Annotated in this window: 13 protein-coding genes; 3 read left to right on the top strand and 10 right to left on the bottom strand. The window is 66.5% G+C overall.

The features are described from left to right. Positions 1–92: 92 nt before the first annotated feature. From JIP62_RS12890 to JIP62_RS12920, 7 genes are all read right to left on the bottom strand, one after another. Positions 93–2,765, bottom strand: coding sequence for a TonB-dependent receptor domain-containing protein (locus JIP62_RS12890; RefSeq protein WP_201102561.1), 2,673 nt, complete (start codon positions 2,763–2,765; stop codon positions 93–95). A gap of 86 nt (positions 2,766–2,851) precedes the next feature. Beyond that, positions 2,852–4,303: a hypothetical protein gene (locus JIP62_RS12895; protein WP_201102562.1), complete on the bottom strand. Its 1,452-nt coding sequence runs from the start codon at positions 4,301–4,303 to the stop codon at positions 2,852–2,854. 190 nt (positions 4,304–4,493) lie between these two features. Next, positions 4,494–5,300 carry a type II secretion system protein N gene (locus JIP62_RS12900; RefSeq protein ID WP_201102563.1) on the bottom strand — a complete coding sequence of 269 codons (807 nt, stop codon included), beginning with the start codon at positions 5,298–5,300 and terminating at the stop codon, positions 4,494–4,496. 44 nt (positions 5,301–5,344) lie between these two features. Further along, on the bottom strand, positions 5,345–7,717 hold the full coding sequence (locus JIP62_RS12905) for a glucan 1,4-alpha-glucosidase (protein WP_201102564.1): 2,373 nt from the start codon (positions 7,715–7,717) through the stop codon (positions 5,345–5,347). An 8-nt stretch (positions 7,718–7,725) separates the two neighbouring features. After that, positions 7,726–8,652 carry an alpha/beta hydrolase gene (locus JIP62_RS12910; RefSeq protein WP_201102565.1) on the bottom strand — a complete coding sequence of 309 codons (927 nt, stop codon included), beginning with the start codon at positions 8,650–8,652 and terminating at the stop codon, positions 7,726–7,728. Next, the gene (locus JIP62_RS12915; RefSeq protein WP_230974759.1) at positions 8,649–10,199 is read right to left on the bottom strand and encodes an MFS transporter; all 1,551 of its coding nucleotides are present in this window, start codon (positions 10,197–10,199) and stop codon (positions 8,649–8,651) included. Before JIP62_RS12915 ends, JIP62_RS12910 begins: the two co-directional genes overlap by 4 nt. Before the next feature lie 175 nt (positions 10,200–10,374). Beyond that, positions 10,375–12,432, bottom strand: coding sequence for a glycoside hydrolase family 97 protein (locus tag JIP62_RS12920; RefSeq protein ID WP_201102566.1), 2,058 nt, complete (start codon positions 12,430–12,432; stop codon positions 10,375–10,377). Positions 12,433–12,524: 92 nt separating this feature from the next. Here JIP62_RS12920 and JIP62_RS12925 point away from each other — a divergent pair, with 92 nt between their 5' ends. Continuing rightward, on the top strand, positions 12,525–13,568 hold the full coding sequence (locus tag JIP62_RS12925; protein WP_230974914.1) for a LacI family DNA-binding transcriptional regulator: 1,044 nt from the start codon (positions 12,525–12,527) through the stop codon (positions 13,566–13,568). A gap of 167 nt (positions 13,569–13,735) precedes the next feature. On the opposite strand, the gene JIP62_RS12930 is transcribed toward JIP62_RS12925, so the two are convergent. Together JIP62_RS12930 and JIP62_RS12935 are read right to left on the bottom strand one after the other, a co-directional pair. Next, positions 13,736–15,343 carry an alpha-amylase family glycosyl hydrolase gene (locus JIP62_RS12930; protein ID WP_201104769.1) on the bottom strand — a complete coding sequence of 536 codons (1,608 nt, stop codon included), beginning with the start codon at positions 15,341–15,343 and terminating at the stop codon, positions 13,736–13,738. Positions 15,344–15,378: 35 nt separating this feature from the next. Beyond that, positions 15,379–17,109, bottom strand: coding sequence for an alpha-amylase family glycosyl hydrolase (locus JIP62_RS12935; protein ID WP_407932722.1), 1,731 nt, complete (start codon positions 17,107–17,109; stop codon positions 15,379–15,381). Between the two features lie 283 nt (positions 17,110–17,392). On the opposite strand from JIP62_RS12935, the gene JIP62_RS12940 reads away from it, so the two are divergent. Together JIP62_RS12940 and JIP62_RS12945 are read left to right on the top strand one after the other, a co-directional pair. Further along, entirely contained in the window at positions 17,393–20,188 is a 2,796-nt protein-coding gene (locus tag JIP62_RS12940; RefSeq protein ID WP_230974760.1) for a TonB-dependent receptor, read from the top strand. A 196-nt stretch (positions 20,189–20,384) separates the two neighbouring features. Beyond that, positions 20,385–21,692 (top strand): sugar MFS transporter, encoded by a 1,308-nt coding sequence (locus JIP62_RS12945; protein ID WP_201102569.1) that lies wholly within the window; start codon positions 20,385–20,387, stop codon positions 21,690–21,692. Positions 21,693–21,730: 38 nt separating this feature from the next. Here JIP62_RS12945 and JIP62_RS12950 read toward each other — a convergent pair whose 3' ends face one another. Then, positions 21,731–23,275: a tryptophan halogenase family protein gene (locus tag JIP62_RS12950; RefSeq protein ID WP_201102570.1), complete on the bottom strand. Its 1,545-nt coding sequence runs from the start codon at positions 23,273–23,275 to the stop codon at positions 21,731–21,733. Between the last annotated feature and the right edge of the window lie 54 nt (positions 23,276–23,329).

Genomic DNA, 23,329 nt, shown 5'->3' on the forward strand with positions numbered 1-23,329 from the left:
GGGCGGGCAGCGGCCACCGCGGCGTTCAGAAAGCGAAACGGCCGGTCCCCATCAGGGGACCGGCCGCGTCGGTGTCGTCAGAGGTCTTGGGATCAGAAGCGGGCGGTCAGGCTGATCGACCCGCTGCGGCCCAGGTCATAGCCGTTGGCGATGACGCGAGTGCCCAGTTCCTGATACTCGATGTACTCTTCATCCAGCAGGTTGCGCAGCTCGACCGAAAGGCCCAGGTCGCGACCCATCCACTCGAAGTCCTTGCGATAGACGAAGTCCAGGATGACGCCCGGATCCTGGATCAGGTCGGGTTCACCCGGACGGCCGCGCGCGGAGCTGCGCTCCGAGACATAGGTCACAAGGATGGTCGCCTGCGACCGGGCCATGTCGTCTTCCCAGCCCAGCTGCAGGTTGGCCAGGTGCTCGGACTGACCCTGCAGCTTGGAGCCGTCGATAATGAAGTCGCCAGCCGGCCGGGTGGCTCCACCGGCGGACACGGGACGAACGGTGTCGCCCGCCTCGACCGTCACCTCGGAGTCGGCGTAGGTGTAGTTGGCCTGGACCAGCCAGCGCTTGTTGGCGACGAAGTCGATCGAATGGTCGGGCCATTCGAAATACTTCTTGGCGTCGACCTCGAAGCCATACAGCGTCGCCTGCGGCGCGTTCAGATAGGTCTGCTGAAGCACGCTGCCGGTGTCGTTGATCGCCGACTCGATCGGGTTCTCGATGTCCTTGTAGAAGACGCCGCCCGTGACGTACTGGCCGCGCGCGAAATACCACTCCACCCGGGCATCCAGGTTCAGCAGTTCGGTATCGACCAGATAGGGGTTGCCCGAGAACAGGCGGTCGTTGTCAGGGTCCAGATACTGTTGCGGGGCCAGTTCGCGGAACTGCGGGCGACCGATGGTCTGGGAGGCCCCGAGGCGCAGTTGCAGGTCTTCGGCGAAGTTCCAGGTGAGCGTCGCCGACGGCAGCCAATACTGCTCTTCCAGCTGCGTGGGCTGGAAGGTGACCGCATTGCCGAACACGTCGATCGGGGTGACGAACTGTTCGCCGTCCTCATAGCGCACGCCAGCCGACAGGCTAACCAGCGGAATGATTTCGGCCTCGGCCTGGATATAGCCGGCCAGGACTTCCAGGCCCGCGTCATAGGCCGCAGCACCGCCACCGGGTGTGATTTCCTGCAGTTCAAGCAGGTTCGGTCCCAGGTTGAAGTCCGAGAACAGATAATCGACGCGGCTGTCCTGAACATCGGCGGGAATGCCGTTGGGCGCATAGAAGCGGAACACGCGCTGTTCCGAGGATCGGGTGTTGTCGAACCAGGCAACGCCGCCGCTGATCGTCAGGTCCCGCGCGTCCGACAGCGGGATGATGTAGCGCAGGTCCGCGCCGCCGCTGACGATCTCGTCTTCCAGTTCCGAGAAGGTCGTGGAGTTGCGGTACTGTTCGCCGTCATGGCGATAGACGCCATCAGCGCCCAGGCCGTAGCGGATGACCTTTTCATACGGCGAGTCGCGCGTGGTCAGGGCATAGGCACCGCGCCAGTCGAACTCGAGCGCGCCGTCCAGGAAGGTGTGCTCGCCGGCCAGCTGACTGGAGAACAGGTCGCGTTCGAACCATTCGGTATAGTCGTCGCGAACCTCGCCCGTGCCGGGGGCAGCGAAGTCGATGCCTTCGCGCGTGCGCGCTTCCTTGGTCACGCGGCGCACGAACAGATTGGTCCACTTGATGTCGTGGTCCAGGTTCGACCAGCCGATGCTGCCCAGGAAGTTCAGGCCGATCTCGTTGGAGGTCGAACGGTAGTCATAGCTGGTCTGGGCGACCAGTTGGTCGACGTCCAGACGGGCTTCCTGCTGGATACCTTGGCGGGTCTGCCACTCATTGTCATAGGCGGCCACGAACACCACGCCGAGGTCGCCGTTACCGGCGGCCCAAGAGCGCCCGCCGGTGATTTCGATGCCGAAATTCGGCTGGATGTAGTCCTGCTCCTGCAGCAGATTCAGCGGCGCATTGACGAAGTCGCGGCCGATGGCCTGGATCTCGGCGCTGGTGAAGTCGGCACCGGTCTGGACGCGGTTGCCACTGGCGATAGCGTCGCGCAGCAGGCCAGGGACATCCCGGGTGCCGTCGTCGAAGCCGGTGAAGTCGGTGCGCGATCCGTAGTAGACCAGGCCGTCGCGGCCCGTCGTCTCGGTGTTGCCGCCCATCGAAACCTTGAAGGTCAGGAAGGGTTCGGCCGGGGCCGAGATGGTGGTCAGGTCGATGACGCCGCCGCCGAACTCGCCCGGATAGTTGGCGGAATAGGTCTTCTGGACCGTCACGCCTTCCAGAATGGACGAGGGGAACAGGTCGAGGGGCACAACCCGTTGCAGCGGCTCGGGGCTGGGCAGGGGCGAACCGTTCAGCAGGGCGGAGGAGTAGCGCTCACCCAGGCCGCGGACATACACAAACCGGCCTTCGACGATCGACAGGCCGGTAACGCGGGTCAGGGCGGCAGCGGCATTGTCGTCGCCGGTCCGCTCGAGGTCCTCGGCGGTCACGAAGGCGGCGACCTCGGAGGTCTCGCGCAGGGGCTCGGGAATATAGCGGCCCAGGACGACGATCTCGTCGACGTCGGAGGCTTCTTCAGGATCGGGATCCTGAGCCTCGGGGTCCTGGGAAATCACGGCCGGGGTCTGGGCCGTGGGCGGGGTCTGGGCATATGCCAGGCCAGGCGCGATCAACGCGGTGCTGGCGAGCAGAATACCGCTCAGAGTCAGAGAAAGCGTCTTCATGGTCAGCGCCTTGGTCCTAATGGGGTCAACGGAACGACGAGACGGGGCGACGACGGACATCCGCCGCCGCCCCGCCGGGCGCGTCATCAGCAGGTGGAGCCGGCGGCAATGCCGCAGGACCAGCCGGCGTACCAGGTGTCGGCGGCGTCACGGACGGCACCGATGTAGGTCGTGCTGGTGAAGAACGAACCCGGGACGGCCGTCGGGGTGCGGGCGGTCTCATTGGCGCCGTTGGTCACGCCGTTGAGGGTGGAGGTGCCCGAACCGTTGTTGGCCCCGGTAGCGAAGATGCCCGAGGTCGCGGCGTCCTGATTGCCGTCGGCACGGAAGGTCGTGGCGCAGGTCAGGAAGACCGAGTTGAAGGTCGGTCCATTGGTGACGGTGGCGGCGTCGTCGATGTCGAAGCAGGTGGGCGAGCCGGTCACGACCGAGTTGTACAGCTGCATGGCGTGGCCGGTGTTCAGCAGGACGCCGTCGCCGGGGGCGACACCGGTGCCGGCCGAGCTGCGGCCGATGGCGGTGACGTTCGAGATGACCGGGCGGGTGAACAAAGCCTGGTTGCCGGCCGACGAGGATTCGAACATCCGGTCGCCGCCGTTGGCACGCTGGCGGATGATCATGAACTGGACGTTGCCGCGATAGCCGGTGTCGGTGTCGAAGCTGTCGTCGTCGTTGCCGGTCAGGATGACGTAGCGCATGTTGACCGTGCCGCCGAAGGGCTCGATGCCGTCGTCGGACGAGTTGTGAACCTGCAGATACTCGACGGTGGTGCCGTTGCCGACGCCGGCCATGGTGATGCCGTTCAGCTCGTTACCCGGCAGGATCTGGAAGCCGGAGTGCTGCAGGCGCACGTAACGCAGGCGGCCCGAGTTGTCGGCAACCGTGTTGCCGCCGTAGAAGGCCGAGGTGCCTTCGACCTGGGCTTCACAGGCGATGTTCGGCGGGGTCACGCCGGCCGGGCAGGCGGCGATCGGCGCGCGGCCCAGGATGACCAGACCACCCCACTGACCGATCGAATCGACGTTGGTGGTGCCTTCGACGCTCTGACGGCTGGTGAAGACGACCGGGCTGGTCGCGGTGCCTTCGGCGAAGATCTGCGAGCCGCGGTTGACCACGATATAGTCCAGGCCGCCCGAACCGAAGATGCGCACGCCCGGCTCGATCGTCAGGATGCCCTGCTGGGCACCGGCCAGCGGCACGGCGGGATTGGCGCCGCGGTCCTGACCGACGTCCGTCCGCCCCGAGACCGAATAGATCACGCCGGTGGTGTTGGCGACGACCAGGTTGCCGGTGATCAGGGCGGGCAGCTGACAGTTGCGCAGGACAGTGCCGCCGGCGGCGGTGATGGTGCCGACGTTCGAGAAGCCGGTGGGGCAGGCTGCCGGGGTGGTCCCACCACCCGTTCCGCCGCCGCCGCCCGTGCCGCCGCCGGTGCCGCCACCGAAATTGCCCTCGCCGGGCGAAGCGACCTCGGACGAGCCGCAGGCGGCCAGAGCCAGCGCGGCCGCGCCGGCGAGCAGGATCTTGGAATAGCGCATCGGAAACCCTCGAAATGTATGTTCGGGCTACCGCGCACCGGTCTGACGCACCCCAGCAACCCCGGGGGGCTGATTAGCGGCGCAATGCGATAGTAAAATGAAGCAAATTTTACTTAGTGTGTCGTTTGTTCCGGGCGCGGACGACTGTTCACCCAGACATCAATAAAGATAAGCGAACCTTGGGTGACAATCAGTCCGAAGACGGAGCGAGTGTCACATTAAAGGTCTGGCCGCCCCTGCGGTACTGGATCGCCACCGGATCGCCTGAGGCCAGGACTTGGGACAGTTCCCCGACCCGTTCGTCGGTCTGGAACGCATCGCCGTTCACCGACAGTATGACATCGCCCTCACGCAGTCCGGCGGCGGCCAGCGCCCCGCCCTGTGCGCCGCGACGCCAGACGTAGCCCTCGACACGTCCGTCCCTGACCTGTGGCCGCAGCGCCGCACCATAGACGTCCTGGGTCGGCGGACTGATGCCCATGGACGCAGCGGCAGTGGCGGCATCGGGGGCCAGGGATACGGATTCGGGCGGGGGGGCTTCCGGCGTTGGCGGCGGCTCGTCGCTGAACGTCAGGCGATGGTCGCGGCCGCCCTGACGCAGCAGCACATGGTCGGCGGCAACCGCCACCAGGGTGACGTCCGGCCCGACACCGTCACCCAGGCCATAGGATGCCTGGCGACCGTCAGGTCCGAGCAGGATCGCGCTGGGCGCCGGGCCTGTGCGGACGCCGAACAGCCGATAGCCTGCCTGAGCCAGATCGAACCCGGCCACGGCAGGCGCCCTGCGAAAGAAGGCGTCGAATCGGCTGAAGACCGCGCGGTCCGGCACGACCGCGACGCGCGCGGCCTGTCCCTGACCCTCAGCGGGGCGCAAGGCAAGCGACAAACCCCAGGCCAGCTGGATCGCCAGCAGGACCAGCAGCGACAGCTCCACCGCACTGCGGGCTCGGGGGCTGGACAGGGGGGCCGCCCCAAGACGGGTCAGCAACGGCTTCATGACAGCGCCTTAGCGCCCGTTTGTGACGGTCCCTGTACGGTGGCTCAATCCGGGCGAGCGTAGCGCCCGGCCACAGGCGCATAGCGATCCCAGACGGCGCCATCGGCCAGCGAGCGCAGCAGCTTGATATATTCGGCGTGGGTCCAGGCCAGAGGCGTGGCCGAATCCGTGCCTTGACCCAGCGCATAGGCGTTGGCCGTGGGATCGCCCACGCCGTCCCAGACCTGTTCCGGCAGCAGCAGGCCGCCATTGGCGAACCGTTCCATGCCCCGGACGTAGGTGCGCCGGATCTCGGCCCGTTCGGCATCGTCGACGGAGCCATCGGCGGCGGCCAGAGCGATCTGATAGTGGCCGCGCTCACCGGTAAAGAAGGGCCAGATGCGACCGCGCTGGCCCGGGGTCATGCCGCCGACGCCATAGTTGCCGCCGGTCTGGGCATTCTCTCCGTAGCCGTCATTGCCGTAGCGGCGGAAGGCCGGGGTGCGATCACCCTCGGGGCCCACGTCGTAGCGGACACGGAACCGGTCTTCGCGGGTCTGGTCGTCATATTCGCCCAGGCTTTCGACGATGGAGGCGGCGTCCGGTGCCCGCACGCCATAGCGCACCAGTTCCAGGAAGCCGCCATCGATGATGCGGTCCTCGGGCATGGCGGGCTGGCCGTTGTTCTCGCCCAGCAGGCCCTTGTCGTTCGGATCGTCATTGCGGCTGAGGCGCATGAAATAGCGACCGTCGCCATATTCGCCGGTGGTCGTGAACATCCGGGACTCCACCTTGGACGCATAGTCGTCGGCGGCGGCCTGATAGCGATCGGCGGACGGGACATCGCCGGAGGCCCGGGCGATCTCGGCGGCGACGGTCAGGCCGGTGATGACTGCAGCGGTGGTGGAGGGGGAGTGGCCCTCCTGCTCCTCCCACCGCTCCTGCTGGCTCCAGGGCGGCGTGATCGTCCGGTCGTTCCACAGCAGGCCGACCGTGCCGCCATCGACCAGGAAGTCGGCGGCGGGCTTGATCATGTCGGCATAGACCGCAGCCATTTCGGCATCGTCGATGTGGCCGTCCTTCCACAGACGCCAGCCCAGCATGATCGGCATGGCGGTCTGGTCCAGCTGGACCCCCACCCATTCGATCTCGCCGTCCACATGGGTCTTCTGCAGGAACCAGCCGGTCGCGCCGGTATTGCCCGGCGTGTCAGCCCGGACCTGGACCTGGGGCAGATAGCGGAAGGCGGCCAGCGGGGTCTGGGTATCGCCCAGGGCCAGCATCGCCATGGCCACCTGATAGAAGTCGCGCGGCCAGACCGCCTTGTAGCCGGTCGAGGACTGGGTCGCGTCCACCGTGTCGCCCCAAGGGTTGGACAGGGAGGCGATCAGGGCCCCCGAATGAGTCCGGTCCTCCTGAACCTTCAGCATCAGGGCCGAGGCATAGGCCAGCTTGCCCCCATCGGTGGACTGTTCGGCCAGGCGCGGCAGCTGATCCAGCGAGGCCAGCCAGTCGGACCAGCCGATGGCGGACCCGGTGCCATCGTATTCGGCCTGGACGCGGTCGAGCCCGGCCTCATGCGCTTCGCGCGCCTCGGCTTCAGCCGAGCCCGCATCTGAGCCGAAGCCGATGACGAAATCGCGGCTGAGGGTCCGGCCCGGCCGCACGCGGGGCAGGGCCCCCGTCAGCATGATGTTGCCGCTGGCCTCGCCAGTGGTGGCATAGGCCCGGTTCATCCGGCCATTGTCCCGCAGATCCGTCAGCCCGTCCGACACCCCGACAAAGCCCACCGAGGTCGCGGTGAAGGGGACATCAGGGACCAGCGCCAGATGGGTGTCACCCTCGTGAGCGAACAGGCCGTTGACCTCGGCGTCGCCTCGATCGCCGACACCGGTGTTGGCCATGTGCGGTTCCAGCAGAACAAAGGGCACGACCGAGGCCGTGAGCGCGCGTACCTGGACCCGCACCACCAGCGCCTGGCCGCTCGGGTCAGTGAAGATGCGCTTTTCGATTTCAAACCGGCCCTGCCGGTCGCGCGTGGTGACGCGGTATGACGGCGAGAGGGGACGCCCCTCGTCGTCCTTGGTCAGATAGTCGATGGCAAAGTCGGTATCCTGGCCTTCCACGACCACCTCGTCGCCGATGACCACGGCCATGCGCATCTGCTTGATCTGGGCCTCGTGGATCAGGCCCCACATGGTTTCGGTCAACACGCCGTCGGCGATGGAGAACCAGACCTTGGACACTTCGCCGGTGGGACCGCCGTCGCGGTACTGGCCCTCGACATAGGCTTCGTAGGACGCGCCCGCGCCGATCTTGGCCGCGCTGGCCCAGGTGGGCGGCTCGCCCGGTGCGCCAGGGGCGGTCTGTGCCTGGGCGATACCCGCGCTGAGCGCCAGGGTCGAGGCGCACAGCGCCAGGGTCGTCATGAAACGCATGGTCGAACTCACGTCTGGGGGGACAAAAGGAAGGTCAGGGGGACGTCCAGGCGCTGGTTCCAGGACGCCTCATTGTGCTGAGCGCCGGGAAAAACCAGGCTGCGGAACCGGTCCGGTCCCCATCCCTCGGCGCGCACGGTCTGGTCGATGCGGCTTTGAAAGAAGGCGTAGAACTGATCCAGCGTCTCGTCGCCGCGATCGAAATACAGGCGATGCGTGGCCGGATCGGGCAGGCCGGCCGCGATCACCCGGCTCCAGGTCTGGACGACCGTCTCGCGCCACTGGGCCAGGGCGGCCTCATCCAGCCGCTCCAGACGCAGGGGCCAGTGGGTCGACAGACAGGCGGCGGCCCCGAACACCTGCGGGTGTTTCATCATGGCGTAGAGCGAGATCAGCCCGCCCATGCTGGAGCCTGAGATCATCGTATCGTCGCGCCCGGTCAGGGTGGCGAAGGTCGCATCGACCTGCGGCTTCAACTCCTCGACGATGAACCGCAGATAGCCGTCCGACAGAGGCTGTCCGCCATACAGGGTCGTCAGGGTCTCGCCGATCTCGGCCGGCAGGGAGGCGATGAGATCGGCAGGAACGTATTCGCGCAGCCGCAGCGACGTGTTCCAGATGCCGACAACGATCGGGCTGCGGACCTGTCCGTTGGCGATCAGCCGGACCAGGTGCTCGTCCACGCCCCATTCGCCGAAGTTGGCGCGGGCCGGATCGAACAGGTTCTGGCCGTCGTGCATATAGAGGACCGGATGTCGGCTGCCCTGATCGTAGTCGGGCGGCAGCCAGACGGTGACGTTCCGCGGGCCGACATGGGACGAGGCCACGGCCTCCCACTCGATCAGGCGTCCGGTGTCGGTCTTGGGCGAATGCGCCAGGGCCGGGGCCGCCAGAGGCGTGGCGGCCAGGGCGGCGATCAGGGCCCTGCGGTTCATGGCCTTGCCTCCTTCACCCGCAGGCTGAAGCCGGCCGCGATGAAGAAGCTGGCCCCGCCGACAACCAGAGCCCAGATGGCCTGGCCCTGAAACAGGGCATTCAGCATCAGGCCCAGCAGGGTCGCGGCCACCAGTTGGGGCACGACGATGAAGATGTTGAACACCCCCATATAGAGGCCCATCTTCCGGCCCGGCACGGCGCCCGACAGGATGGCGTAGGGCATGGAGACGATCGAGGCCCAGGCGATGCCTACGCCGATCATCGGCAGCCACAGCAGGGCCGGATCGCGGATCAGGAAGAGGCCGATCAGGCCCAGGCCCCCCAGCGCCAGGGCAATCGCATGGGCCCCGGTCCGCCCCGTTCGCCGCGCCAGGACGGGCAGGGCAAAGGCCGTCAGGGCGGCGACGCCATTATAGATGCCGAACAGGACCCCAACCCAGTCAGCCCCGGTATTATAGGCCGCCGAGGTCGTGTCGCTGGACCCATAGTGGACGGCTGTGACGGCGGCGGTGGTGTAGATCCACATGGCGAACAGGGCGAACCAGCTGAAGAACTGGACCACGGCCAGACCGCGCATGGTCTGCGGCATGGCGAAGATGTCGTCGAAGATCTCGCTGAGGCCGTTGGAACGGCCAGCCCCGCGCATCAGGGCGACGACCATCTGCAACAGGCCAAAGCCGCCGATGAAGCCGGCCAGGACGTAGAGTTCCTGACCCACGGCGGTGCGCCAGTCGATCGTGCCGGTGGGCAGGGCTGCCGCCTGATCCCGCAGCATCCAGACCAGGGCCGCAGCGCCCACGCCGACCAACAGCCAGGTCAGTCCGCCGGTCAGATAGGCCTTCGCCGACCGCAGTGTGCTCCGGTCGTCCTGCGGCAGGGCGCGGGCGGCCTCGAAGGCGTCGATCTGTTCGGGCGTGTACTCGCGGGTCGAGACGACCGTCCACAGGACGGCGGTCAGCATCGCAGCCGCCCCGACGTAGAAGCTGATGCGCACGCTGTCGGGCACAATGCCTTCCGGGGCGGTATTGGCCACGCCCATCTGGGCCAGCAGCCAGGGCAGGCAGGAGGCGAAGACGGCCCCCGTACCGATGAAGAAGCTCTGCATCGCATAGCCGGTCGCGCGCTGCTCTTCAGGCAGGTTGTCGCCGACGAAGGCGCGGAACGGCTCCATGGTGACATTGATTGCCGCATCCATGATCCACAGCGTCGCCGCCGCCATCCAGAGGATCGGAGCATTGGGCATGAAGATCAGGGCGATGGTCGTGGCGATGGCCCCGAACAGGAAATAGGGCCGGCGACGGCCCAGGGGCGTCCAGGTCCTGTCGCTGAAATGGCCGATGATCGGCTGGACGATCAGCCCCGTCAGCGGGGCGGCGATCCACAGGATGGCCAGGTTGTCGACCTCGGCCCCCAGGGTCTGGAAGATCCGGCTGGTATTGGCGTTCTGAAGGCCGAAGCCGATCTGGATGCCGAAGAAGCCGACGCACATGTTCCAGATGGCCCAGAACTTCAGCGGAGTCCGGGACAGGGACGATGGGGTGGTCATGGCCGTCTCCTCCCTGCCGCGCAGCGGTGGGGAAGGGGACCGCGCAGCGGTGGAGGGGTGCTTTCCACAACCTTGCGCGCTGGCGGAAGGCCCCCCTTCGTCACGGCGCGAAGCCGCGCCGCGCCACCTCCCCATCCGCCACGCGAACAGGGAGGAGACAAGGAATGCCCAGCGCTCAACGCCGCCGCCCCTTGGGCACGAAGCGGATCGCCTGGCCGCCGCCGGGGGCCAGGGTCAGGGTCAGGGTGTCGGCGGCCGTGACGTCGCGGCTCTCGATGACGATGGCCTCGCGGTTGGTCTTCCAGTCGGCGTCTGGCGCGTCGCGATAAATCTCGGCGCGATAGGTGCGGCCCGGATCGAGGAAGGACAGTGAGGCCGACAGCACGCGCGGATGCTCGTCGGTCAGCGATCCCAGGCACCAGACGTCGGAGTTCCGGTCCTTCCGGGCGATGGTGACGTAATCGCCGATCTCGCCGTTCAGGACGCGGGTGTCGGCCCAGTCGACGGGTACGTCCTTGATGAACTGGAACGGGGCCGGGTTGGCCTCGTAGTTTTCCAGCAGGTCCGCCGCCATCTGGATCGGGCTGTAGATCACGACATACAGGGCCAGCTGCTTGGCCCAGGTGGTGGCGATGCCGTCGGGGCTGCGCGTCTCCATGCCGAAGATGCCGGGCGTATAGTCCATCGGCCCGGCCAGCAGGCGGGTGAAGACCAGATTGGCCTCATGCTCGGGGGGATTGCCGGGCTGGCCCCAGGCGCTGAACTCCATGCCCCGCGCACCTTCGCGGCTGATCATGTTCGGATAGGTGCGGCGCAGGCCCGTGTCCTTGAACGGCTCATGGGCATTGACCGCGACCTGGTATTTCGCAGCGGTCTCGACCACCCGGACATGGTGCTGGGCCATGGGCTGGCTTTCGTGCCAGGCGAAGGTGACCCGCCCGTCCGGCCCGCGCACCTGGGCCCCGCCCGCATCAGCGACATAGCCGGTCTTGACGCTGTGCCAGCCGAACCGCTGCATCTGGGCGAAGGCGGGGTCCAGCTGCTGTTCGTAGTGGAAGGCGTTGCCGCCCGTCTCGTGGTGGCCAACGATCTCGACACCCTTGTCCCTCGCATAAGCGGCGACCCGCTCGATGTCGAAATCCGGATAGGCCTGGGTGAAGGAATAGTCCCAGCCGGTGCCGAACCAGTTGCCGTCCCAGCCGACGTTCCAGCCCTCGATCAGCACGCCGCCAAAGCCGTGCTCGGCCGCAAAGTCGATGTGTTTGATGGCGTTTTCGGTGGTGGCCCCGTGCTTGGGCCCGCTGTTCCAGGACTTCAACTCCAGGTGCATTTCCCACCAGATGCCGATGTATTTCATGGGCTTGAACCAGCTGACGTCGTCCAGCTTGTTGGGCGCATTCAGGTTCAGGATCAGGCTGGATTCCACCAGACCGGCGGCGGTGTCGCTGATCTGCAGGGTGCGCCAGGGCGTGGTGCAGGGGGCCGCGATCTCGACCGCGGCGCTGGACAGGCCGGGCGTCAGGTCCGCGCGGAACCGGCGGCCCTCGGCCCGCGACAGGTTCATGCCGGAATAGTCGATCAGCGCCGCCTCATGGATCGAGACGTGAAGGCCGCTGGCGTTGCGGACCGTCATCGGGGTCTGGGCCGCGCCGACCGCGCCGATGGGCGTGCGGTTATAGAGATATTCCTCGCGGTTCCATTCCCAGGCCGGAATCCACCAGGCTTCTCCGTCCTCGGCCAGGGTGAACTCGGTCAGCTCGGAGCCGATCTTCAGCTGCTTCAGCGCGTCCTGCTCGGGGAATTCGTATCGGAAGCCCAGGCCGTCGTCATACAGGCGGAACACCACGTCCATCCGCCGCATCAGGCCGGACCGCTCGGTCATCGGCACGCGCAGTTCGGTGAAGTGATTGCGGATGAAGCGGCGCTCGCCCCAAGGCTGTTCCCAGGTGTCGTCGGCCGTGCGGATGACCGGCGTGCCCAGGGCAAAGCCCCGCTCCAACTTGGGGGCATCGGTCAGGATGAAGCCCAGCTTTGATGCCGTGACGACGGGCTGGCCCAGGCGGGTGACCGCATACATGGGCCGTCCATCGCCATCGGTCATGACCTGGACCGCCAGCACACCGCCCGGTGAACGGGCCGTGATCACGGCCGGGGCTGTCTGGGCCACGGCCGGGGCACCAAAGGCCAGGGCCGAAACGCCCACGAGGGCCAGCAGACTGCGACGTTCGATCATCGGACGATCCTTCCCAAAGCAACGCTTTCCCGCTTGCCAAACCCGGAGTTCCGGGAGCATGACGGAGGTGACATTTTTGCAGCAAATTTTACATCAGCAGCCAGAGCCGGACGCCCGAACCCGTGAGCCGCAAGACCACCCGCCTGGAAGACATCGCCAAACTGGCGGGGGTTTCGATCGCGACGGCCTCCCGCGCGCTGAACGACAGCCCGGCGGTCAATGCGCGCACCAAGCAGCTGATCTGGAAGCTGGCGCGCGAGCACGACTATCCGTTCCGGCGCTCCATGCCCGCAGGCCCGATCGGGGCGGAGGCGACGATTGCCCTGGTGGTGCCCAGGCCGCAGGGGCGCGAGGGACGGCTGTCGGACCCCTTCTTCCTGGAGCTGCTGGCCGGGGTCGGCGAGGCGGCGCGCGAGCGGGGCTGTGACCTGGTCATCAGTCACCTTTCGCCGGCCACCTATGAGGACCTGTCGGCGGCGCTGACCACCTCGCGTGCCGAGGGGGTGATCTTTCTGGGCCAGAGCACCCTGCACGCCGCCTTCAACCGCCTGGTCGAAACCGAGGCGCGCTTTGTGGTCTGGGGCGCTGAACTGCCGGACCAGGCCTATTGCTCGATCGGATCGGACAACATCAACGGCGGCCGCCGGGCGACGGCGCATCTGGCGCGTCTGGGACGCAGGCGCATCGTCTTCCTGGGTGATCTCGACCCGCCGGAATCGATGCAGCGGCATCGCGGCTATCAGGAGGCGCTGATCGCACAGGGCCTGGGCGTGGAGCCCGAACTGATCGTGGATGCCCACTTCGAAGTGGAATCGGCCGAGGCCTCGATCGAATCCCTGATCCGGCGTGGGGTGGATTTCGACGGTGTGGTCTGTGCCTCCGACCAGATCGCCTTGGGGGCCGTGCGGGGTCTGCTGCATGCCGGACGCTCGGTGCCTGGCGATGTGTCGGTGATCGGTTTCGACAACGTCCCCTTCAGCCGCTACAGCCGCCCGGCCCTGTCGACCATCGCCCAGGACACGATGAAGGCCGGACGGTTGATGGTGTCCAAGCTGATCGATCACGGCGGCACAGCTGCCGGTCGCTCCGAGCGCGTGCCCACCGACCTGATCGTGCGCGAGAGCTGCGGGGGCTGAAACCCATTTATCCTCCCTCGCGTCTTCGCGGGGGAGGGGGACCACGAAGTGGTGGAGGGAGCGATCCCAGACTCGGTGCGTAGTTTTGCCCCCTCCACCGCCTGCGGCGGTCCCCCACCCCCGTTTCGCTTCGCTACTCGGGGGAGGATTCATGGAGGCTATCCGGCTCACGACGTCGCCGTCAGAAGCAGCCCCGCCAGCGGCGGCAGCTCCCCTGCGACAGGCCCGTCCAGATTGACCGCCTCAATCACGCGCCAGCCGTCCGGCTGGGCCCACGCCGTGGCCTCATGGCCCAGATTGAACACCGCCATCAGCCTCTCGCCCGGGACATCTCGCACGAAGGCCAGCAGTGGATCGGTCGTGTCCAGCAGGGTCATCGATCCGGTCCGCAGCGCCGGGTGGTCCTGACGCAGCCGGATCAGGCGGCGCGCCGCATGCAGCATGGAGGCGGCGTCCGCTTCCTGCGCATCGACGGCCAGGGGCAGGTGGCGTGGATCGACGGGCAGCCAGGGTTCGACGGCCGAGAAGCCCGCGTTCGGCTGGTCCGCATGCCAGGGCATGGGGGTGCGCGCTCCGTCGCGGCCCAGGGTCTGGGGCCAGTTGGCGATGGCCTCGGGGTCCTGCAGCCGCTCGAACGGGACATGGGCCTGGGGCAGGCCCAGCTCCTCGCCCTGATAGACGAAGGCGTTGCCGCGCAAGGTCATCAGCAGCAGCATCATCATCTCGGCCAGAGCACGGGGGTCGCGACCCTCGGCCCAGCGCGAGACGGCGCGCGGGGCATCGTGGTTCGAGAAGGTCCAGGACGGCCAGCCTTCGCCCTGGCGGTCCGGCCACATGCCCTCGCCCTGGCGCACCAGATCGGTCAGGAGGCGGGGCGCATACAGATAGAGGAAGCCATAGGCGCTGTGCAGGCGATCATCGCCGGCGGTGAACAGCTGCATCTCGCGGTCGGCGTGCTCGCCGCCCACCTCGGCGACGGTGAAGCGGTCGCCATAGCTGTCGGTCACGGCCCGGATCCGGCTGAGGAAGGCCAGGATGTCGGGGTGGGACTGGTTGTAGATCTTGTCCTGAAAGTCGAAGGGCCGGGTCCGCTTGCCCACGCCGGGGGGCATCGGCGGATTGTCCCGCAGCGAAGGGTCGTGGATGGCGAAGTTGATCGCGTCCAGCCGGAAGCCGTCGACACCCCGGTCCAGCCAGAAGCGTGCCGCGTCCAGCAGGGCGGCCTGAACCTCGGGGTTGCGGACGTTCAGCTGCGGCTGGGACGCCAGGAAGTTGTGCATATAGTACTGGCCGCGACGGGCATCCCAGGTCCAGGCCGGGCCGCCAAAGACCGACTGCCAGTTCGAGGGCGGCGAGCCGTCCGGCTTGGCGTCGGCCCAGACATACCAGTCGGCGCGCGGCGCGCTTCGGCTCTGGCGGCTCTCGATGAACCAGGGATGCTCATCGGAGGTGTGGGAATACACCTGATCGATGACGACCCTCAGGCCCAGGGCGTGGGCCCGCGCGATCAGCCGGTCGAAGTCGTCCAGGGTTCCGAAGATCGGATCGACCCCGCAGTAGTCGGCCACGTCGTAGCCGAAATCCTTCATCGGGGAGGTGAAGAAGGGCGACAGCCAGATGCCGTCCACGCCGAGCGAAGCGATGTGATCCAGATGGTCGGTGATGCCCGCCAGGTCGCCGATGCCGTCGCCGTTGGAATCGGCAAAGCTGCGCGGATAGACCTGATACAGGACCGCACCCTTCCACCAGTCGGCATCAAGGACGGGATCGATCATGGCTTCGACCGCAATGGGGGCCAGGGTCTGGACGTTCAACGCGCACCTTCCGCAACACAGATCATGTAGTCGAGCGGCGGCACCGTCACGGTGACCACGCCCGGTCGGCTGGCCTGCGTCGGACAGGATCCGTGCACGCCCCGCCAATCGCGCGAGCCCGACTCTACCACGAGGTTGGCGGTGATCGGTACGCTTCCGGTATTGAACACCACCAGGGTTTCGCCCGGCTGTCCGGGGATCAAGCGCGAGATGGCCAGCAGGCCGGGATCCTGATCGGCACGGCGGATCAGGCTGTCGCCGCGGCGCAGACGTTCGTCGCCAGCCCGAATGCGGGCCAGGGCGGCAATGCGGCCATAGAGAGTGGCCTCGGTATCGAACGCTTCGTCTGCGCTGCCGATACGGCGGTCGTCCGCATAGTCGGGGACACGGGTCTCGAACATGTCCTGACGCGAGGCCTTGTCGTCGCCGTCGCCGGTGAAGCCCTGCTCGTCGCCGTAATAGATGACCGGCGGACCCCGGCCGGTCAGCAGCAGGGCATGGGCGAGGGTCGTGCGGGCCAGAAGCTCCTCGTCGCCGATGTCGGGTCGGGCATTCAGGATCAACCGTCCGATCCGGCCCATGTCGTGGTTGCCGTTGAAGGTCGGCAGGCGAAGGGCGGTAGCGGGTCCACCGGCGTATACGGCGTCGGCGGCGAGCACAGCCTCCAACCGATCCGGCCCCTCGGTCCCGGCGATCATGTCCTGGATCGCCCGCTGAACGGCGAAGTCGAGAACGGTCGGCAGGCGATCGACGTGGGTGTGCCGCGCCAGCTGCGCCGGGTCGAAACTGTAGACCTCGCCAAAGATATGGAAGTTCGGGATCCCGCGTGCCCGGGCTCTTTCCATCATGGCCGGGACGAAGGCCTGCCAGAACTCCGGGTTCACATGTTTGGCCGTGTCGATCCGATAGCCGTCGATGCCATAGTCGTCGATCCACGCCCCATAGACGTCGATGAACCCCTGGATCACCACGGGGTCCTCGGTCGCCACGTCGTCCAGGCCGGCAAAGTCGCCGTCCAGCGCGCTTTCGCCATACCAATCGCTGTTGCCGCGATTGTGGTAGCGGGCCGGATCGTTAAGCCAGGCTGGCACCTTGATGTCCGCCTCACCTGCCGAGACATAGGCCGTATAGGCGGGGTCGGCATGATCGGCGCGGCTGCGATAGGCACATGTGAAACCGGGGCATTCCCGATAGCGGATCACATCGGCCGTGTGGTTGATGACGATGTCGATATAGACCTTGATGCCCCGCGCATGGGCCGCTTCGACCAGGGCGCGGAAATCGTCATTGGTCCCGAAATGCGGGTCGACCCGCGTGAAGTCGGTGATCCAATAGCCGTGATAGGCCGCGCTCTCATGCCCAGGCGGGCCCTGCACCGGCTTGTTGGCGAAGATCGGCGCGATCCACAGAGCCGTGACACCCAGCCCCTGGATATAGTCCAGCCCCTCGATCAGCCCTTTCAGGTCGCCGCCGTGATAGAAGCCGCGGTCGGTGGGATCATAGCCCGTCGCCAGCCGATCGCCCGCCAGTCCGCCTCGGTCGTTGGCTGAATCCCCGTTTCGGAAGCGGTCGGGCAGAACGAAATAGATCACCTCGTCCTCTGGCGGACGCTGACGAAAGTCAGCGCTCTGCTGGACCTGGGCCTGAGCTGGCGTGCCCGTGGCGAGGGTAAGGGCCAGGCCCAAACCTGCCCATGCCGTGGCTGTCCTGATCCAGGCCATATGCATCCATCCCTGTGGCGTCCAAACAGATGCGTGCCTGTCGGATCGATTTGCAAGTTTTTGCAGTCAAACTGAGCACTGTCAACCGTCCGGATTATGCCATGATTGCCTGACTGCAAGCGCCGCAGGCCTATGTTGCGGCGCGTCATTGCGGCGTTTTGTCCGCCTTATTTCAGCCGCCTCGCTTCAGCCCCATGCATTAAGGAGTTGCAACAGTCGAAGAAGTTTGCATAAGTTTGCGACGGCATCGGATCGCTTCGACAGAAAGCGACGGCCCAGGGAGGACGAGATGAGACAATCCATGGCTTCGGCCAACACACTGACGCGTCGTGCGCGCCTGATGACGGGCGGCGCCGCTTGCGCCGTGCTGATGCTGGCATTTGCAGGCGGAGCCCACGCTCAGACGGCGGAAGAGCCGGAGCCCGAGGCGACCGAGGTCGACGAACTGATCGTGACCGGCATTCGCGCCTCGCTGGAAAACTCCATCGCGGCCAAGCGCGACAACACCTCCATCGTCGAGGTCATCACCGCCGAGGACATCGGCAAGCTGCCGGACGTGTCCATCGCCGAGTCTCTAGCGCGACTGCCGGGCCTGGCGTCGCAACGCCTGGACGGCCGCAGCCAGGTGGTCAGTGTCCGGGGCCTGGGTCCCGACTTCACCACGGCTCTGCTGAACGGTCGCGAGCAGGTGTCCAGCGGCGATAACCGCGGCGTCGAATTCGACCAGTATCCGTCCGAGCTGCTGAGCGGCGTGGTCGTTTACAAGACCCCCGACGCCACCCTGACGGGCCAGGGTCTGGCGGGCACCGTCGACCTGCAGACCGTGCGTCCGCTGGCCTATGGGCGTCGTGCCCTGGCGATGAACTATCGCTGGGAAGTCAACGACAAGGGCGCTCTGAACGCCGGGTCCGAGGACACGGGCGAACGCTACAGCATTTCCTATATCGACCAGTTCGCAGACGGCACGATCGGTCTGGCGCTGGGTTATGCCCACACCGGATCGCCGTATCAGGCCACCCAATTCCGCGCCTGGGGCCCTCCCTATCCGAATGCTGCCGACGGCAATCTGGTGCTGGGCGGCGCCGAGTTCCGGGTGATGTCCGGCGACCTGCAGCGCGATGCCTTCATGGGCGTGCTGGAGTTCCGGCCGAACGACCGCAGCCGCACGGTCATCGATGCCTATCACTCGACCTTCGACAACACCCAGCTTCTGCGCGGGCTCGAGGCTCCGCTGTGGTGGGGTGGCAGCGCCGGCACCTGCCCTGGGCCCGTCGCGACCTGCCGTCCCGGCCCGCAGCTGCAGCCCGGCTATACGGTTGAGGACGGCCTAATCACCCAGGGGGCCTTCAGCAATGTGAAGGCCATCGTCCAGAACTATGAGTTCGCGTTCGACGCCGAGATCAACGCCCTGGGCTTCAACACCCAGTACGATCTCAGCGATACGATGACGCTGGAAGCCGACCTCAGCTGGTCGCACGCCGAGCGTAATTTCGACCGCTATGAAACCCTGGCCGGCACGGGCCGCAACATCGACGGCGCCCTCGACACCCTGGGCTTCGACCTGCGTCCCGGCGAGTTCCCGCGTTTCACCACGGCGCTGGACTATTCGGACCCGAACCTGATCCGCCTGACCAGCCCTCAGGGCTGGGGCGGCACCCTGGCTCCCAATGGTCAGGACGGGTATCTGAACAGCCCCTCGACCGAAGATGAGCTGATCGCGGCGCGCTTCTCGATCGACGCCGACATCGACTACGGCATCTTCAGCGGCATCGAGGGCGGGCTGTATCTGAGCGAGCGCGAGAAATCGCTGACCAATGAGCAGTATTATCTGATCCTGGCCGCCTCGCCGGGCAGTGTGCGCGTGCCGGATGAGTTCCTGCTGGAGCCGACGTCGCTGGATTTCGTCGGCATCGACGGCGGCATCCTGAGCTATGACGTCAGCGGTCTGGTCAACAGCGGCATCTACAACCGCGTTGCCAACGATGACGCCGGCGTCGTGGCCGGTAGCTGGTCGGTGAACGAGAAGGTCGCCACGGCCTTCGTCAAGGCCGACATCGACACCCAGTGGGGCGCTGTGCCCGTCACCGGCAACGTCGGCTTCCAGGTGGTCTATACCGACCAGTCCTCGGACGGTTTTGCGGCCACGGGCGGTAACGGCACCGGCCTGGTGACCCCGATTACGGGCGGGGACAGCTATGTCGAGATCTATCCGTCGTCGAACCTGATCTTCGAAGTGGCCGACAGCCAGTACATCCGTCTGGCGGCGTCGCGCACCTTTGCCCGGCCGCGCATGGACCAGATGCGTGCGTCCAAGACCTACAACTTCAACAATGCCAACAACGTCGTCGGGGCGCCGAACTCGCCCTGGAGCGGTGGCGGCGGCAACCCCGAGCTGCGGCCCTGGATCGCCAATGTGTTCGACGTCTCGTACGAGCGCTATTTCGGACGTGCGGCCTATTTCTCGATCGCGGCCTTCTACAAGGATCTGGACACCTATGTGTTCGATCAGAGCGTGCCGTTCGACTTCACCGGCTTCCCGACGGGCGGCCCGGTGGCGGTCACCAACGACGGTCTGGTCACCTCGCCCCAGAACGGCAACGGCGGCTCCATCCAGGGCGTCGAGTTCTCGGTCTCGACCCCGTTCGACCTGATCCATCCGGCTCTCGACGGGTTCGGCGGCATCTTCTCGATCTCTTCGACCGAGAGCGACATCGAGCCCAACCCGGGCAATCCGTCCGAGCCCATTCCGGGCCTGTCGGAAACGGTGGCCAACCTGACCCTCTATTACGAGAAGGACGGGTTCCAGGCGCGCGTCAGCAACCGCTATCGCTCCGACTTCGTCGGCGAAGTGGCGGTGTTCGGTGGCCAGCGCGGCTTCCAGAACGTGGTCGAGGAATCGATCATCGACGCCCAGATCGGCTATCAGTTCCAGTCCGGTCCTCTGGAAGGCCTGTCCGTCCTGGCTCAGGTCAACAACCTGACCGACGAGCCGTTCACCAACAATGTGAACGGGGATGAGCGCCAGACCATCATCTACCAGGAATATGGCCGGACTTTCCTGTTCGGCGTGAACTTCCGCTACTGATCTCCTGAAGAAGCGGCCCGCCGTCCCCCGGCGTGGCCCTTCGACTTCGGCCGGACAGGTGCCTTATGGCCCCCGTCCGGCCACTTTTCGTTACGGCCATCGAAAATAGGCTTTACGCGCATGGATTTGCCGTGGAACCAAGGCCGACCAGAGTTCGCGCGCCAAAAGAGTGCAGCGTTCCGTTTCGGGGAGCCAAATGAGTCAGACCACGCCAACGCCGCCGCAGGCGGCGCCTGTCAAAGGCACGGGCCTTGCCTTCGCCTATGTCACCACCCTGTTCTTTGCCTGGGGTTTCGTCACCTCGCTGATCGGGCCGCTGATTGCCGCCGTCCGCCGGGTGTTCGAGCTCAGCTATGCCGAAGCGACCCTGACCACCTTCGCTTGGTTCATCGCCTATGGCATCGCTTCGATCCCGGCCGCGGCCATCCTGGGTCGTCTGGGCTATAGCCGCGCCATCATCGTGGCCCTGGTGACCATGGTGCTGGGCTGTCTGATCGTGCCGATCGCCACCATCGTCGACTGGTATCCCGGCGTGCTGATCGCCCTGTTCGTGATCGCCTCGGGCGTGACCCTGCTGCAGGTCGGGGCCAACCCGCTGGTCGCGGCGCTCGGCTCGGCCAAGAGCTCGCACGCCCGCCTGAACTTCTCGCAGTTCTTCAACTCGCTCGGCACCACCCTGGGCCCGTTGATCGCCGCGCCGATCCTGCTGACCGGTGGCGTGTTCGCGGCCGACGCCGTGATTTCTGATCCCGCCACGCGGGCAGAATCCCTGCGCAGCATCGACATGGCCTTCCTGGCCGTGGGCGTGTTCTTCGCCGTCGTCGCGGGCTTCATCTTCACCGCGCGCAAGACCATCAACAACGCTGCCCCCGTGCCGACTGCCGAAGACCGGATGTCGCCCCTGGTGGCGCTGAAGTCGCCCTGGGCCGTGTTCGGGGCCCTGGCGATCTTCTTCTACGTCGGATCGGAAGTGACGATCGGTGATCTGCTGACCAACTTCCTGCACAGCCCCGAAATCCTGAACGTGCCGCTGGCCACCGCCGGCAGCATGGTCGCCTATTACTGGGGCGGGGCCATGGTGGGCCGTCTGGTCGGCGGTCTGTTGATGCTGACCTCGATCCGCGCCAGCACCATCCTGATCGTCAATACGGCGGTCGCCGCGACCCTCTGCCTGGTCGTCACCCAGACGACGGGACCGACCGCCGCCTATGCGGCCATCGCGATCGGCTTCTTCAACTCGATCATGTTCCCGACCATCTTCACCCTGACGCTGGAGCGGTCGACCGCGCCGATCCCGGCGACGTCGGGTCTGCTGGTCTTCGGCATCATCGGCGGGGCCATCCTGCCGCCGATCGCAGGCCATATCGCCGATACCTCGCCCACGCTGAACCCGGTCTTCTTCGTGCCGCTGGCCGGCTATTTGATCCTGGTCGTGTTCGCCTTCTTCGCTTCGCGGGCCAAGGTGCGCGGCGACGTCGTGGTGGGTACGCCCGGCGGCCACTGACCTTTAGGGGTCGACGGAAATCCTGCGGCGGCGGTCGATCAGGCCGCCGCCGCAGTGCTGTCCGGGGCCCACATGTTGCGGGACTTCAGGAAGGCCTCGTGCTCGGGCAGGGCGTCCGCCATCTGGGCCACCCGCTGGGCAAAGGCGGTCATGCCGGCGGCAGAGCGGGCTGCGTCGCCCAGGGCATAGAGCGGATTGCCGGAGCGCGGCACGATCCCCTGTCCGACCATGACGGCCAGCCACGAGCCCATGCTGAAATACTCGTCGGCCCCGACCTGGAACAGTAGGCCCCGGTCGCGGAAGGCTTCTACCCTCTCGGCCAGGCTGTCGGGGATGGCCATCGCCGCCGCCCGCCGCCAGAACGGCGTGTCGTCGCGGGTGGTCGCGTGATAGTGCAGGATCACGAAATCGCGGATCAGCTCCACCTCGCGCCCCAGGCGCCGGTTATAGGCAGCGGTGTTGGCGGGGCTGAAATCCCGGTCCGGGAAATGCTGCAACAGCTTGTAGATGCCGGACTGAACCAGATGGATGCTGGTCGATTCCAGCGGTTCGATGAAGCCTGACGACAGGCCCAGCGACACGACGTTCTTGTCCCAATAGGTCTTTCGCCGACCGGTCACGAACCGCAGGGGCCGGGGTTCGGCCAGGGCCTCTCCATCCAGATTGGCCAGCAGGGTCTCTCGCGCCTCGTCGTCGGTGATGTGGTCGCTGCAATAGACATAGCCGTTGCCGGTGCGGTGCTGCAGGCCGATGCGCCACTGCCATCCGGCCGCCCGCGCTGTGGCCGTGGTGTAGGGGGTCAGGGGGCCGGTTCGGGCACAGGGCACGGCCATGGCCCGGTTCATCGGAAGCCAATGGGACCAGTCCTCATACCCCGCCTTCAGCGCGCCTTCGATCAACAGGCCGCGAAAGCCGGTGCAGTCGATGAACAGGTCCGCCTCCAGCACCCGGCCATCGTCCAGCCTGACCCCGCTGACAAAGCCGTCGGAGGGGCGTTGCTGCACCTCGACCACCTGTCCTTCCAGCCGCTGGACGCCTCGGCTCTCGCAGACGCGGCGGAGGTAGCGGGCATAGAGGCCGGCATCGAAGTGATAGGCGGTGAACAGGCTGTTCAACGGGGCGCGGCGCGGATCGGGATCACGCTGGCCGACCCGGCCGCGACGCGCTGCCTGGGTGCAGATGGCATGATCGTGCAGGTCGCCGCCCAACTGCCCCTTGAGCTGGCCCTGCCGATGCAGGTTGAACCAGATGTGGTGGAAGTCCCCCAGCGTTGGTCCGGCTCCGAAGGTGCCAAAGGGATGGAAATAGGCAGAGTCGGCCCCGCCCCAGCCGTTGAACTGGATGCCCAGTTTCAGACTGGCGCGGGTCTCGCGCATGAACTCGGCCTCGTCCAGTTCGATCATGGCATTGAAGTCGCGGATCGGCGGCACGGTGGCCTCGCCCACGCCGACGATGCCGATGTCGTCCGACTCCACCAGCTGCACCTGGACATGGGGCCCGGCCGCGCGCTTCAAGGCCGCCGCCGCCATCCAGCCGGCCGTGCCGCCGCCAACGATCAAGATGGATTGGATCGGTTCGCCCATCGGCCTGCCCCAAGAAGATCCGGGCCGCTGAACGGCCTCTCGTGCTGGCGACGA

This window comes from Brevundimonas vitisensis (assembly GCF_016656965.1).
Taxonomy (GTDB): Bacteria; Pseudomonadota; Alphaproteobacteria; order Caulobacterales; family Caulobacteraceae; genus Brevundimonas; species Brevundimonas vitisensis.